Origin of the sequence: Nocardioides sp. TRM66260-LWL, assembly GCF_020075545.1 — a bacterium.
GTDB lineage: Bacteria > Actinomycetota > Actinomycetes > Propionibacteriales > Nocardioidaceae > Nocardioides.
On sequence record NZ_JAIQZK010000002.1, the window covers coordinates 150,086 to 162,819 of the forward strand.

General features: G+C 74.7%; 17 protein-coding genes. 8 read left to right on the plus strand and 9 right to left on the minus strand.

What is annotated here, in order from left to right; all coding sequences use genetic code 11:
* Positions 1-116: 116 nt before the first annotated feature.
* From K8Z61_RS07205 to K8Z61_RS07215, 3 genes are all read right to left on the minus strand, one after another.
* Positions 117-1,085: a zinc-binding dehydrogenase gene (locus K8Z61_RS07205; RefSeq protein WP_224127960.1), complete on the minus strand. Its 969-nt coding sequence runs from the start codon at positions 1,083-1,085 to the stop codon at positions 117-119.
* A gap of 55 nt (positions 1,086-1,140) precedes the next feature.
* Positions 1,141-2,367 carry an NADP-dependent malic enzyme gene (locus tag K8Z61_RS07210; RefSeq protein ID WP_224127962.1) on the minus strand — a complete coding sequence of 409 codons (1,227 nt, stop codon included), beginning with the start codon at positions 2,365-2,367 and terminating at the stop codon, positions 1,141-1,143.
* A 172-nt stretch (positions 2,368-2,539) separates the two neighbouring features.
* On the minus strand, positions 2,540-2,938 hold the full coding sequence (locus K8Z61_RS07215; protein ID WP_224127964.1) for a S24/S26 family peptidase: 399 nt from the start codon (positions 2,936-2,938) through the stop codon (positions 2,540-2,542).
* 80 nt (positions 2,939-3,018) lie between these two features.
* Between K8Z61_RS07215 and sodN the strand changes: the two genes are divergently transcribed.
* The 5 genes from sodN to K8Z61_RS07240 all read left to right on the plus strand — a co-directional run bounded on the left by sodN (position 3,019) and on the right by K8Z61_RS07240 (position 5,712).
* Positions 3,019-3,420 carry a superoxide dismutase, Ni gene (gene sodN / locus K8Z61_RS07220; protein WP_224127966.1) on the plus strand — a complete coding sequence of 134 codons (402 nt, stop codon included), beginning with the start codon at positions 3,019-3,021 and terminating at the stop codon, positions 3,418-3,420.
* Between the two features lie 149 nt (positions 3,421-3,569).
* Positions 3,570-3,995 (plus strand): anti-sigma factor, encoded by a 426-nt coding sequence (locus tag K8Z61_RS07225; RefSeq protein WP_224127967.1) that lies wholly within the window; start codon positions 3,570-3,572, stop codon positions 3,993-3,995.
* A 38-nt stretch (positions 3,996-4,033) separates the two neighbouring features.
* Positions 4,034-4,852, plus strand: coding sequence for an RNA polymerase sigma factor SigF (locus K8Z61_RS07230; protein WP_224127969.1), 819 nt, complete (start codon positions 4,034-4,036; stop codon positions 4,850-4,852).
* Positions 4,853-4,856: 4 nt separating this feature from the next.
* Complete coding sequence (locus tag K8Z61_RS07235; RefSeq protein ID WP_224127971.1) at positions 4,857-5,273, plus strand: hypothetical protein; 417 nt, start codon at positions 4,857-4,859, stop codon at positions 5,271-5,273.
* Positions 5,274-5,460: 187 nt separating this feature from the next.
* Positions 5,461-5,712, plus strand: a complete 252-nt coding sequence (locus K8Z61_RS07240) for a WhiB family transcriptional regulator (RefSeq protein WP_224127973.1) — start codon at positions 5,461-5,463, stop codon at positions 5,710-5,712.
* A gap of 39 nt (positions 5,713-5,751) precedes the next feature.
* On the opposite strand, the gene K8Z61_RS07245 is transcribed toward K8Z61_RS07240, so the two are convergent.
* Positions 5,752-7,239, minus strand: coding sequence for a sensor histidine kinase (locus tag K8Z61_RS07245; protein ID WP_224127975.1), 1,488 nt, complete (start codon positions 7,237-7,239; stop codon positions 5,752-5,754).
* 88 nt (positions 7,240-7,327) lie between these two features.
* Between K8Z61_RS07245 and K8Z61_RS07250 the strand changes: the two genes are divergently transcribed.
* The 3 genes from K8Z61_RS07250 (at position 7,328) to K8Z61_RS19475 (ending at position 8,911) form a co-directional block, all read left to right on the plus strand.
* On the plus strand, positions 7,328-8,176 hold the full coding sequence (locus K8Z61_RS07250; RefSeq protein WP_224127977.1) for a DUF2785 domain-containing protein: 849 nt from the start codon (positions 7,328-7,330) through the stop codon (positions 8,174-8,176).
* Entirely contained in the window at positions 8,173-8,697 is a 525-nt protein-coding gene (locus K8Z61_RS07255; RefSeq protein ID WP_224127980.1) for a GNAT family N-acetyltransferase, read from the plus strand. Before K8Z61_RS07250 ends, K8Z61_RS07255 begins: the two co-directional genes overlap by 4 nt.
* Positions 8,698-8,836: 139 nt before the next feature.
* Complete coding sequence (locus K8Z61_RS19475) at positions 8,837-8,911, plus strand: 50S ribosomal protein bL37 (protein WP_369759046.1); 75 nt, start codon at positions 8,837-8,839, stop codon at positions 8,909-8,911.
* Positions 8,912-8,915: 4 nt separating this feature from the next.
* On the opposite strand, the gene K8Z61_RS07260 is transcribed toward K8Z61_RS19475, so the two are convergent.
* From K8Z61_RS07260 to K8Z61_RS07280, 5 genes are all read right to left on the minus strand, one after another.
* On the minus strand, positions 8,916-10,052 hold the full coding sequence (locus K8Z61_RS07260; protein ID WP_224127982.1) for an acyltransferase: 1,137 nt from the start codon (positions 10,050-10,052) through the stop codon (positions 8,916-8,918).
* Positions 10,053-10,133: 81 nt separating this feature from the next.
* Positions 10,134-10,424, minus strand: coding sequence for a mycothiol system anti-sigma-R factor (rsrA, locus tag K8Z61_RS07265; protein ID WP_224127984.1), 291 nt, complete (start codon positions 10,422-10,424; stop codon positions 10,134-10,136).
* Positions 10,424-11,086, minus strand: a complete 663-nt coding sequence (locus tag K8Z61_RS07270; protein ID WP_224127985.1) for a sigma-70 family RNA polymerase sigma factor — start codon at positions 11,084-11,086, stop codon at positions 10,424-10,426. The genes rsrA and K8Z61_RS07270 overlap by 1 nt, the downstream gene beginning before the upstream one ends.
* 119 nt (positions 11,087-11,205) lie before the next feature.
* Positions 11,206-11,874: an alpha/beta family hydrolase gene (locus tag K8Z61_RS07275; RefSeq protein ID WP_224127986.1), complete on the minus strand. Its 669-nt coding sequence runs from the start codon at positions 11,872-11,874 to the stop codon at positions 11,206-11,208.
* On the minus strand, positions 11,871-12,668 hold the full coding sequence (locus tag K8Z61_RS07280) for an SOS response-associated peptidase (RefSeq protein WP_224127987.1): 798 nt from the start codon (positions 12,666-12,668) through the stop codon (positions 11,871-11,873). Before K8Z61_RS07280 ends, K8Z61_RS07275 begins: the two co-directional genes overlap by 4 nt.
* Positions 12,669-12,734: the final 66 nt, after the last annotated feature.

Genomic DNA, 12,734 nt, shown 5'->3' on the forward strand with positions numbered 1-12,734 from the left:
CGGACGGGCCGCGCTCCGGGTAAGGAGTGTTCCCTAGGCGGGCCTCGGAGGCCACTCGATTCCGGCCGACAGGACGCCCGCGGGCCAGCGGGCCCGCGGGTCAGCGGGTCAGCGGGTCAGCGGGTGAAGACGACCTTGCCGAACAGGTCGCCGCCGGCCATGGCGGCGAAGCCCTGCGCGGCGTCCGCCATCGGCAGCACGCGGTCGATCAGCGGCCGGGCGCCCGTGGCGTCGAGCAGCGTGACCAGGGAGGCGAGCTCGGCGCGGGTGCCCATGGTGGAGCCGACGACGCTGAGCTGGAGGAAGAAGATGCGGGTCAGCTCGCTGTCGTCGAGCTGCGGGCCCGAGGTCGTGCCGGAGATGACGATGGCGCCGCCCGGGCGCAGCGAGCGCACCGAGTGAGACCAGGTGGCGCGGCCGATCGTCTCCATGACGGCGTCGACCTTCACCGGCAGCCGCGCCCCGGAGTCGTAGACCTCGTGGGCGCCGATCTCGAGGGCACGGGCGCGCTTGGCCTCGTCGCGGCTGGTCGCGAGGACCCGGAGCCCCGCCGCCCGCGCGAGGATGATGCAGGCGGTGGCGACGCCGCCGCCCGCGCCCTGCACCAGCACGGTGTCGCCGGCCTTGAGCCCGCCCCGGGTGAAGAGCATCCGGTACGCCGTGAGCCAGGCCGTCGGCAGGCAGGCGGCCTCCTCGAAGGACATCGACGCGGGCTTGGGCACGACGTTGCCGCGCGGCACGACGACCTTGTCGGCGAGCGTGCCCTGGTGCCGCTCCGAGAGCAGCGAGCGACGCGGGTCGAGGGTCTCGTCGCCGGTCCAGGCCGGGTCGGAGATCACCGCGTGGACGACGACCTCGTTGCCGTCCTCGTCCAGGCCCGCGGCGTCGCAGCCGAGGATCATCGGCAGCTGCTCCTGCTTGAGGCCCACGCCGCGCAGCGACCAGAGGTCGTGGTGGTTCAGGGAGGCCGCCTTGACCGTGACCGTCGTCCAGCCGTCCGGGGCGACGGGGTCGGGCCGCTCGCCCACCCGGAGCGCCGACAGCGGGTCGTCGGAGGAGAAGGACTCGGCGTAGACGGCGAACATCGGCGACCTCTCGGCTGGCGGGTGCTGGCGGGTGCTCTGCTGGACGGGGACGGGGTCAGCGGCGCGCGACGCCGTCCGCGCGGGCGGCCTCGGCCACGGCGGAGGCCACCGCGGGACCGACGCGGGGGTCGAACGGCGAGGGGATCACGTAGTCCTCGGAGAGCTCGTCGCCGACCAGGGCGGCGAGCGCCTGCGCGGCGGCGAGCTTCATGCCCTCGGTGATGGCGGTCGCGCGGGCGTCGAACGCGCCGCGGAAGATGCCCGGGAACGCCAGGACGTTGTTGATCTGGTTCGGGAAGTCCGAGCGACCGGTGGCCACGACGCGGGCGTACCGGTGGGCGACGTCGGGGTGCACCTCGGGCGTCGGGTTCGCCATGGCGAAGATGATCGCGTCGGGGGCCATCCGCGCGACGTCCTCCTCGGGCACCGTGCCGCCGGAGACGCCGAGGTAGACGTCGGCGCCGTCGAGCGCCTCGGCCAGCGTGCCCGTGCGACCGGTGCGGTCGGCGGTCATCTCGGCGAGCGCCTTCTTCACCGGCGTGAGGTCGGTGCGGCCGGAGTGGACGATGCCCTTGCGGTCGGTGACCGCGAGGTCGGTGATGCCGGCCTCGAGGAGGATCTTGGCGATCGCCACGCCGGCGGCGCCGGCGCCGGAGATGACCACGCGGGTCGAGGCGGCGTCGCGGCCGGTGATCGTCAGGGCGTTCTGCAGCGCGGCGAGGGCGACGACCGCGGTGCCGTGCTGGTCGTCGTGGAAGACGGGGATGTCGAGCCGCTCCTTGAGGCGGTCCTCGATCTCGAAGCAGCGCGGCGCGGAGATGTCCTCGAGGTTGATGCCGCCGAAGCTCGGCGCGAGGCGCACGACCGTCTCGATGATCTCCTCGGTGTCGGTCGTGTCGAGGCAGATCGGCACGCCGTCGACGCCGCCGAACTGCTTGAACAGCACCGCCTTGCCCTCCATGACCGGCATGGCGGCCGCGGGGCCGATGTCGCCGAGGCCGAGCACGGCCGTGCCGTCGGTGACCACCGCGACGGTGTTCGGCACCCACGTGTAGCTCTGGGTGAGGCTCGGGTCGGCGGCGATGGCCTCGCAGACGAGCGCGACGCCGGGGGTGTAGGCCAGCGAGAGGTCGTCCTTGTCGACGATCGGCGCCGTGGCCGCCACCGCGAGCTTGCCGCCGAGGTGCAGGTCGAAGACCGGGTCGCCGGCGCGCGGGTGCTCCGGCGCGGCGGGCGTCAGCTTCGGCTGGCTGGGCTGGGCGGACTCGACTGACTCGGTCATCTGGGGATCTCTCCATCGGGGCGGCCGTGGGGCGCGGGACATCGCTGGGACGGTGGACCGGCTCGACGCCACCTGGTGGGTCGCGGAGCCCGGGCCGGAGGGTGGAGCGGGGATGTCAGGAGTCTGGCACAGCCCGCCTCGGCGGCCCGGAGGCGTCCGGGCATGGCAAGGATCACACGGTGCGGCGCGCGCCTCGCCGGCCACGCACGGCTCGCGGACGCGGCCAGGCGCGGGCCCGCACGACCGCGAGGACGTCGTCCTGGGGCACCGGGCCGCGGTGCCGCGAGTCGACGCCGACCGCCGGGTCGTCGGAGAGCAGCCACCAGCCGGCGCGTCCGGACGCCGTCGTCCGCGGCTCGACGGCCCGCTTCACCGCCACCGTCCCGTCGGCCAGCCTGGCCACCACCACGTCGCCGGGTCGCGGCCCGCGCCGGTAGTCGACGAGCAGCAGGTCGCCGGGCGAGAGACCCGGACGCATCGAGGCGCCGACGACCCTCGCGAACCCCCATCGGGGTCGGCGGTCGGGGCGGCGCCCCCGGGGGGGTGGGGTCCCTCGCTCGGCGGTGCGCACCCGAGTAGTGTCGCCGACGGGCGCGCCCCGGCCGCCCCCGCAGACCCTTCCGCACCATCCGCACACGAGAGGACTCCCGCATGCTCGCGCGACTGTTCGCCCCCACGATCGAGGTCTCGGCCCACTGCGACCTGCCCTGCGGCGTCTACGACCCGGCTCAGGCGCGCATCGAGGCCGAGTCCATCAAGGCCGTCATCGCCAAGGTCAACGACTCCGACGACCCCGACTTCCGCACCCGCGCCGTCCTGATCAAGGAGCAGCGCTCGGAGCTCGTCAAGCACCACCTCTGGGTGCTGTGGACCGACTACTTCAAGCCGCCGCACTTCGAGAAGTACCCGCAGCTGCACACCCTCGTCAACGAGGCCACCAAGCTCGCGGGCGCCGCCGGCACCAAGGGCACCCTCGACGCCGCGGTCGCCGACCAGCTGCTGGCGAAGATCGACGAGATCGCCGAGATCTTCTGGGAGACCAAGAAGGCCTGAGCCACCTCGGGCCGACGAGGCCGGCGTCCGGACACCGGGCGCCGGCCTCGTCTCTCCCCGGCCCGCCGCGTGTGCACCGCCTCGCGCTCGCCCCACGACCTGCGCCCCTGTCTCGGGCCCCCGTCCCCTTCTCGTCCCCGGAGGTCGCCGTGACCCAGTCCCCCCTCACCGCCGACGCCCCGCGGGCGTCCGGTCGTGCCGACGTCGAGGTGCGCGTGCCCGCCGACGGCGCCTACGTCTCGGTGCTGCGCACCACGACCGCCGGCCTGGCCGCCCGCTTGGACTTCACCCTCGACGACGTCGAGGACCTGCGGATCGCGGTCGGCGAGGCGTGCGCCGTGGTGCTCCCGGAGGCCACCGACGCCGGCGACCTCACGGCGGCGTTCTGGCTGTCGGCCCAGCGCATCCACATCGAGGTCAGCGTGCCGACCGACCACGAGGTCTCCCCCGACGAGGACTCCTTCGCCTGGCAGGTGCTGACCACGCTGGCCGACGAGGCCGGGCTCACCTTCGACGGCACGCGGTGCGTGCTCGCCCTGACCCACCACCCGACGCCGCTCGAGACCGGCCGCTGAGCCGGCCGCCGTCGACGCCAGCCACCGACGAGTCGTCCATGAGCTCCCCCGACCTGCCCTCCGACCTGCCGCCCGATGAGCCCCGGCGCACCGCGCTGGAGGAGACGCGCCGGCGCAGCGGGCTGCTGTTCGCCGTCCTCACCGACCCCGAGCGCTCCCAGGCCGAGCGAGACCAGGCGCGCGACGACCTCGTGCACCTGCACCTGGCCCTGGTCGAGCACTGCGCGCGCCGTTTCCGCAACCGCGGCGAGCCGTACGAGGACCTCGTCCAGGTCGGCACCATCGGGCTGATCAAGTCGATCGACCGCTTCGACCTCGAGCGAGGGGTGGAGTTCTCCACCTACGCGACGCCGACGATCATCGGCGAGATCAAGCGGTACTTCCGCGACAAGGGCTGGGCCATCCGCGTCCCGCGCCGACTGCAGGAGCTGCGGATGCGGATCGGCGCGGTGAGCGCCGAGCTGACCCAGACCCTCGGCCGCTCCCCCACCCCGCGCGAGCTCGCCGAGGCGATCGGCTGCTCGGTCGAGGAGATCGTCGAGGGCCTGGAGTCCGCGAACGCGTACGCGACCCTCTCCCTCGACGCCGGCGACGACTCCGAGGACGGCGCGGGCACCATGCTCGACGCCATCGGCATGGAGGACGAGGGCCTCGAGCACGTCGAGATCCGCGAGTCCCTCAAGCCGCTGCTCGAGCGGCTGGAGCCGCGGGAGAAGCGCATCCTGATGCTCCGTTTCTTCAAGAACATGACGCAGTCGCAGATCGCCGAGGAGATCGGGGTGTCCCAGATGCACGTCTCGCGCCTGCTCAACCGCACCCTCGACCAGCTGCGGGTCTCGCTGCAGCAGCAGGAGTGATCCGATGAGCCCCGCTCCCCCCGACGGCGATCGGCCCGGCGTCCCCGGAGCCGCCCTGCCGGGTCCGCTGCGCCTGGCGCTCGGCCTGGTCGTCCTGGAGGTCGCGGCGCTGGTGGCGCTCGCCGCGCTCCAGCTCGCCAGCTTCTCGGGCGACCGCGCGACCCTCGGCGTCACGACCGCGGTGTTCTTCCTCCTCTTCGCCGGCGTCCTCGGCCTCGCCGCCCGGGCGCTGGCGCACCGGCAGACCTGGGCGCGCGGCCCGGTGCTCCTGGCCCAGCTGATCGTGATCGGCCTGGCCTGGAACTTCCGCGCCGATGTGGGGGTCGCGCTCGTCCTGCTCGTGGTGGGGGCCGCGTGCCTGGGCGCGATGGTCCAGCCCGCCACCCTGGCGTTCCTGGAGGACTCCCCGCCGGACGCCTGAGCGACCGCAGATCCTCCGGCATCCGGGCCCTGTGACGCAGCAGACCGGGTCGGGCCTTGATCACGGCGGCAAAGATTGACAGGGTGTCCGATGCGCACGCCTCAGGCGCTTCCCCGCGCCCGCACCCGCGTCTCGCAGGCCTTGCCGACCCTGGCCTGCACATCCGTCTGAAAGCAGGTTCCCCGCCATGGATTGGCGCCACCGCTCCGCATGCCTCGACGAGGACCCGGAGCTGTTCTTCCCGATCGGCAACACCGGGCCGGCCATCCTCCAGATCGAGGAGGCCAAGCAGGTCTGCCGTCGGTGCGAGGTGCGCGAGCAGTGCCTGCAGTGGGCGCTGGAGGCGGGTCAGGATCACGGCGTCTGGGGCGGTCTGAGCGAGGACGAGCGTCGCGCGCTCAAGCGGCGCAGCGCCCGCGGACGCGTCCGCACCGCCTGAGCGGGGGCCCGGTCGCCCCGGTCCGGACGCTCCGGAGCCTCAGGCGTCCGGCTGCTCGAGGGGCACGTCGACGACGGCCCGCGTGCCGCCGGGGTCGCCCGGCCCGAGCGTGAGCCGGCCACCGAGCTCGGACTCCACCAGGGTGCGCACGATCGAGAGGCCCAGGTTGGTCGAGCGGTCGAGGTCGAAGCCCTCGGGCAGGCCGCGACCGTCGTCGACGATCTCGACCCGCAGGCGTCCCTCGGGCCGCTCGACGACGACGCGGATCGTGCCGCCGCCGTCGGCCGCGCCGTCGTCGCCGTAGCCGTGCTCGACGGCGTTCTGCAGCAGCTCGGTGAGCACCATCGCCACCGGGGTGGCGGTCTCGGAGGCCAGCGACCCGAACCCGCCCTCGCGGCGCACGCGCACCCGCGAGCCGAGGGCGCTGACCTCCCCGACCATCGAGGTCAGGCGGTCGGCGATCTCGTCGAAGTCGACGCTGCCCTCGCCGGCCTGGCTCAGGGTCTCGTGGACGATCGCGATCGAGCCGACCCGACGCACGGCCTCCTCGAGCGCCCCCTTGGCGTCCGGGGAGTCGATGCGGCGGGCCTGCAGCCGCAGCAGCGCGGCGACGGTCTGCAGGTTGTTCTTCACCCGGTGGTGTATCTCGCGGATCGTGGCGTCCTTCGTGATCAGCTCGCGGTCGCGGCGACGCAGCTCGGTGACGTCGCGCACCAGCACGACCGCGCCGATGTGCTCGCCCTGCGGTCGCAGCGGGATCGCCCGGGCGATCAGCGCCACGCCGTCGGTGGCCAGCTCGAGGTCGCGCTGGGCGCGTCCGCCCATGACCGCGCTGAGGGTCTCCTCGTCGGGGCGCCGGCGCGCGGGCACGACCTCCCGGGTGACGTCGGCGAGCAGGTGGCCGGCGAGGTCGCCGTTGCGACCCAGGCGCCGGAACACCGAGAGCGCGTTCGGGCTGGCGTAGGAGACGCGGCCGGCGGCGTCGACGCGGAGGAAGCCGTCGCCGACCCGCGGGGTGTCGGCGTGGTCGCTGCGCTGGGCCGTGCTCGGGAAGTGCCCGTTGCTGATCATCTGGGTCAGGTCGGAGGCGGTCTGGAGGTAGGCGAGCTCGAGCCGCGAGGGGGTGCGCACGCCGAGCAGGTTCGTGTTGCGGGCGAGGACGCCGATCACCCGGCCGTCGCGACGCACGGGGATCGTCTCGACCCGCACCGGCACGTCCTCGCGCCACTCGGGGTCGCCCTCGCGGACCAGGCGGCCGTGCAGGTAGGCCTCGTCGAGCAGCGGCCGACGACCGCGCGGCATGAAGGTGCCGACGACGTCGTCGACGTAGGCCGTCGGGCCGGTCGTCGGCCGCATCTGGCCCACCGCCCAGAAGCCGTGCTCCTCGCGGTCGGGCACCCACAGCACCAGATCGGCGAAGGACAGGTCGGCCACGATCTGCCAGTCGGCCATGAGCAGTGCGAGCCACGCGACGTCGGCGTCGTCGAGGTCGGTGTGGCTCCGTGCGGGCTCGGGCAGCGACGGCACGGGGAGGAGCCTACGGCCTGTGCCGACGGGTCTGGACCGCCCCGCCCCGAGATGCCGAGAGGGGGTCGGGTTTGGCAGGATGAGGGCCATGTCCGGGGCGTATTGGAGACAAGTGCACGCCGACGGGCTGGCCGTCCCGACGGACCGGCCGCTGGACGACCTGACCGCCGAGCTCACCGCGATGCTGGGGGCGACCGACCCCGAGCTGCGTGACGCGATGGCGTATCCGACCCTCGCGACGTGGGTCGACCGCGGGGTCTACGACGACCTGCTGCCGGGGCTGGGCGACGGCATGGCCGCCGGGCTGCGCACCGGCATCGGCGAGGACGGCACCGACTCGGTCTTCCGACGCAGCTTCTCCGCGCTGGTGCTCGGCGAGTGCATCGCCCGCGACAACGAGCGCCCGCTGGTGCCGGGCGGCAAGGTGCTGGAGTGGGGCGACCACCTGGCCACCTGGCTGCTGCGCGAGCGCGACCTGCGCGCGTTCGTGCCCGGCAAGGGCTGGGCCCACGCGATCGCCCACGGCGCGGACGCCCTCGGCACGCTCGCCCAGTCCCCGCACCTGGGCAAGGCCGAGCTGACGGTGCTGCTCGACGTCATCGGCGACCGGCTGCTGGCGACCGTCCCGGCGCTCTTCACCCACGGCGAGCCCGACCGGCTCGCGGCCGCGACCCTGCACGTCCTGCGCCGGGGCACCGTGCCGGCCAGCGTCGTCGAGCCGTGGATCAACCGGCTCGCGGCCGCCGCGTCGGCGCGCCCGCTCGACCCCGACCGCGACCCCTTCCTGATCGGCGGCAACGCCCAGGCCTTCCTGCGCGCGCTGCACCTGCAGCTGGCGCTCGGCCCGCGGCCGCCGTCCGATCGCGCCGACCTGCTGCTGGTGGTCGTGGATGCGCTGCGGCTGACGAACGCGCAGTACCTCGCCGCACCGCGGTGAGCCCCGCCGATGCCCTGACGCCGCCCGGTGAGCCGCGGGTGCGTCGCGTGCGGCCCGACGACCACGCCGCCGTCGGCGCGCTGATCGTCGCGGCCTACGAGCCGCACCTGCTCGGCCCGGACGACCCCTACCGCGCCCGGCTGGCCGACGTCGCGAGGCGCGACGCCGAGGCCGAGGTCTGGGTCGCGGAGGACGCCGACGGGGCTCCCCTGGGCAGCGTGACCCTCTGCCTGCCCGGCTCTCCGTGGCGCGAGGCGGCACACGAGCACGAGGGCGAGTTCCGGATGCTCGCGGTCGCGCCGTCGGCGCAGGGTCGCGGCGTGGCTCGTCGCCTGGTCACGGCCGTGCTCGACCGCTGCGCCGCGGAGGGCCTCTCCGGCGTCGTGCTCTCGACGCTGGCGCAGCAGCGCGCCGCGCACCGCCTGTACGCGTCGCTGGGCTTCGTCCGGGCGCCGCAGCGCGACCACTCCCCCGCGCCGGGCGTCGACCTGCTCGTCATGGTGCGGTCGATCCCCGCGTAGCCGCCGCGCCGGACGATTGGCCCGTGGGCTCGCCCGTCTGGGACACTGCCCGTCGGCCCTGTGCCGCCGCACGGCGGCACGTCGGCCGGGGGCTCCGCCGAGCCCCACCGACCAGCCATCGACCACGGAGGTGCTCACCATGGGCAAGACCGGACGCAAGCGCCGCGCTCGCAAGAAGAAGGGCGCGAACCACGGCAAGCGCCCCAACGCCTGAGACCTCAGGCCCCTGACGGGGTCGCCGGGACGCCCCGGTGACCGTACGAGCCCTCGACCTGCGGGTCGGGGGCTCGCGTCGTGTCCGGACTGCCGCTGGTGCCGCTGGTGCCGCTGGTGCCGCGGCGCAGCACCGGCGCCTCGACCCACCGCCACGACGCCTCCGCCGCCGCGGCGGCCACCAGCACCGCTCCGATCGTCAGCACGACGCGCGGGGCCGTCGACGGCCCCGCCGGCTGCAGCCGGTGGGCCAGGAGCGGCACCCCGACGAGCAGCAGCGGGTGGTGCCACAGGTACAGGCCGTACGAGCGGCGCCCGACGTGCTGCAGCCAGCGCCAGGCCGGCGTGGCCGCGGCGTGCACGAGCGCGGCGCTCACCAGCGCGGCGCACCAGGGCGTCAGCACGAGGGTGTCGACCGACCAGCCCGGCACGGTCGCCAGCGGCGCCAGGAGCCCCAGGCCGAGCAGCGCGAGGACGCCGAGCGCGCGGCGCAGGCGCGGGCCGGCGGCGGGCGCGACGGCGAGCAGGGCGCCCAGCAGCAGGCCGGCGCTGCGCACGTCCGTGCCGTAGTACAGGCGCGTGACGGGCGCGCCGTGGCGGACCAGCAGCAGCGTGGTCAGCACGGAGGCGCCGAGCAGCGCCGCGGCGATCCGCGCCACGTGGCGACGCGGGCACGCCGTCTGGACCGCCGCGGCGACCGCGAGCGGCCAGAGCAGGTAGAACTGCTCCTCGACCGCGAGCGACCACGTGTGGTTGAGGCCGACGAGCGGGACGCCCAGGGCCGGCGCCCAGTTGTTGACGAACAGCAGCGCGCCGACGACGGCGGCGGGCGGCGCGAAGGAGGTCCGGTGCGTCGCGACGTCCAGCGCGACCAGCACGACCAGGAGCAGCCCGAGGGCCGGCAGCAGTCGTCGGGCCCGACGCGCCCAGAAGGCGCGCAGGTCGATGTCGCGCCCGCCGGGCCCTTCGGCACCATCTGCGCCGTGCAGGAGCAGGCGGGTGATCAGCCAGCCGGAGAGCACGAGGAAGACGGTGACGCCCATCGTCCCGAGCCCTCCGGTGCGCGGGAGGCCGAGGTGACCGGCCACGACGAGGAGGACGGCGAGCCCGCGCAGGGCGTCGAGGTCAGGGCGTCGCTCCACCCGGGACCGATCGGCCGCGTCGGGGCCGGCCTGAGGTCCTGCGAGCCGGACGACGCGCGCCCCGCGTCGACGTCCCGGGCGTCAGGACTCGCGGATGCGGACCTGCACCTCGCGGATGCGCAGCAGCACGCGCTCGCGCACGTCCTCCGGCGCCGGCTCGCTGCACGAGCGGGCGACGATCTGCTTCACCGTGCGCTGCAGGTCGTACTTCTCCAGGCAGGGGTTGCAGGTGTCGAGGTGCACCTGGACGGCGGCGCAGTCGGCCTCGTCGAGCTCGTTGTCGAGGAAGTAGACGATGCGCTCGAGGTAGTCGGCGCAGTCGGCCGAGCCGGCGACGTCGGCCTCGGCGTGCGGGTGCTCGTGGGTGCTCATCACGCCTCGCTCTCGACGGCCGTGCGCGCGGAGACCGGCAGGAGGTCGTTGGCGCGGGCGTAGTCCTGCAGGAGGTCGCGCAGCTGGCGGCGACCACGGTGCAGGCGGGACATCACGGTGCCGATCGGCGTCTCCATGATCTCGGCGATCTCCTTGTAGGCGAACCCCTCGACGTCGGCGAGGTAGACCGCGAGACGGAACTCCTCGGGCAGGCGCTGCAGAGCGTCCTTGACCTGGGAGTCGGGCAGGTGCTCGAGCGCCTCGGTCTCGGCGGACTTCAGTCCGCTGGAGGAGTGCGACTCGGCGCGCGCGAGCTGCCAGTCCTCGACGTCCTCGGACATCGACTGCTGCGGCTGGCGCTGCTTCTTGCGGTAGCTGTTGATGAAGGTGTTGGTGAGGATGCGGTACAGCCACGCCTTGAGGTTCGTGCCCGGCCGGAACTGGTGGAACGAGGAGTAGGCCTTGGCGAAGGTCTCCTGCACGAGGTCCTCGGCGTCGGCGGGGTTGCGGGTCATCCGCATCGCGGCCGAGTACAGCTGGTCGAGGAAGGGCAGCGCGTCGCGCTCGAAGCGCGCCGAGCGCTCGGCGTCGGTCTCGGTGGCGAGGTCGACGGGCGCGTCGACCTGGGCGTCGAGGGCAGGGAGGTCGGTGAGATCGGACATCGCCTGCGAGCCTACGCCGCCCGCGGCGGGGCCGCTCCCGGTGCGTTCCAGCAGAGCCATCATGACGAGCACAACCGGAGGGGACGGTCGGTTGTTCCCGGCGCGCGGTGCCCCGACGGTCAGCGGGGCAGGTCGTCGATCCAGGCCGCCACGGCCGCGACGACGGCCGCCAGCGCGTCGGCCGTGCTCACCGGGCCCCGGGCGGCCGTGCGCAGGGCGTGGTCGGCCGCCGGGACGACGTGCAGGCGCACGTGCGCGGGCAGCGGGTCGGGCAGCTCCTCGGGACGGCCGAAGGGGTCACGCTCCCCCTGGACCACGAGCGTCGGCACCCCGGCGTCCTGGAGCTCGGCGAGCCGGCTCCGCTCGGGCCGGCCCGGCGGGTGCAGCGGGAACGCGAGCGCCAGGACGCCGATCGCGTGGATTCCCCGGGCGCACCGCAACGCCGAGCGCGCACCGGCGGAGCGTCCGCCCACGACCAGGGGCGCGGCGGCGTCGAGCCCCGCCAGGTCGCGCACCGCCGGGACGACCGCGCGCAGTCCGGCGTCCAGGGTCGCCGGGGGCGTCGCGACCCGTCGTCCGGCGACCTTCCAGGGCTGCTCCAGCCGCACGACCACCACGCCTCGCGCGGACAGGCCGGCGGCGAGCGCCTCGAGGTCGGCGGTGTCGACGCCGTTGCCGGCGCCGTGGCCGAGCAGCAGCGCGGGCGCGCGGGGGTCCGGCGCGGCCGGGACGTCGACGTGCAGCCGCGCGAGCCCCGCGGGGGTCTCGACCTCGACGACCCGCGTCACCGCACGGTCTCGGCGGCCAGCTCGGCGATCGCCTCGGGCGTGAGTCCGTCCAGCGGCAGCGGCTCGACGAGGTGCGCCCCGTTGTTGCGCACGTTGCCGACCGCGGTCGAGACCGGGTAGGCCTCGAGCGCCCCGGGCGCCGCCGGGGTCAGCAGGTCGAGCAGGTCGGCGCCCTGGGCGCGCGGGTCGAGCCAGGCGTCCCGGCGCCCGGGGTCGACCATGAGCGGCATGCGGTCGTGCAGGTGGCCCACGGCGTCCTCGGCGCTGGTGGTGAGCACGGTGCAGGTCCAGCGGAACCGCGCCGGGTCGTCGTCGGCGCGATCGGGATCGCGCCAGATCTCGTAGAGGCCCGCCATCGCGAGCACCCCGCCGTCGCGCGGTCGGATGAAGAACGGCTGCTTGACGGGGCGTCCGGCCGCGGTGCGCTGCGCGGTGGCGTACCACTCGTAGTAGCCGTCGGCGGGCAGCAGGCAGCGGCGCCGGGCGAACGCGCGCCGGAAGGCGGGCTTCTCCGCGACCGTCTCGCTGCGGGCGTTGATCAGCCGGCTGCCGATGGCCGGGTCCGTGGCCCAGGAGGGCACCAGACCCCAGGTGAGGGCCCGCAGCTGCCGCTCGGGACGCGGGTCGGCGTCCTGCTCGCCCTCCGCCGGGGGACGCTCGAGGATCGCGTAGACCTCCTTCGTGGGCGCCACGTTGTAGTCCGGCGCCAGCGGAGCGGCGAGCCGGGCCTCCACGGCGTCGAACTCCTCCAGGAGGTCCTCGGGGCGTCGACTCGAGGCGTAGCGACCGCACATGGGGACCAATCTAGGGTCGGCGCGCGGTCCTCACCCCGTTGCGCCTGGGAGAGCGCGGCTCGGATG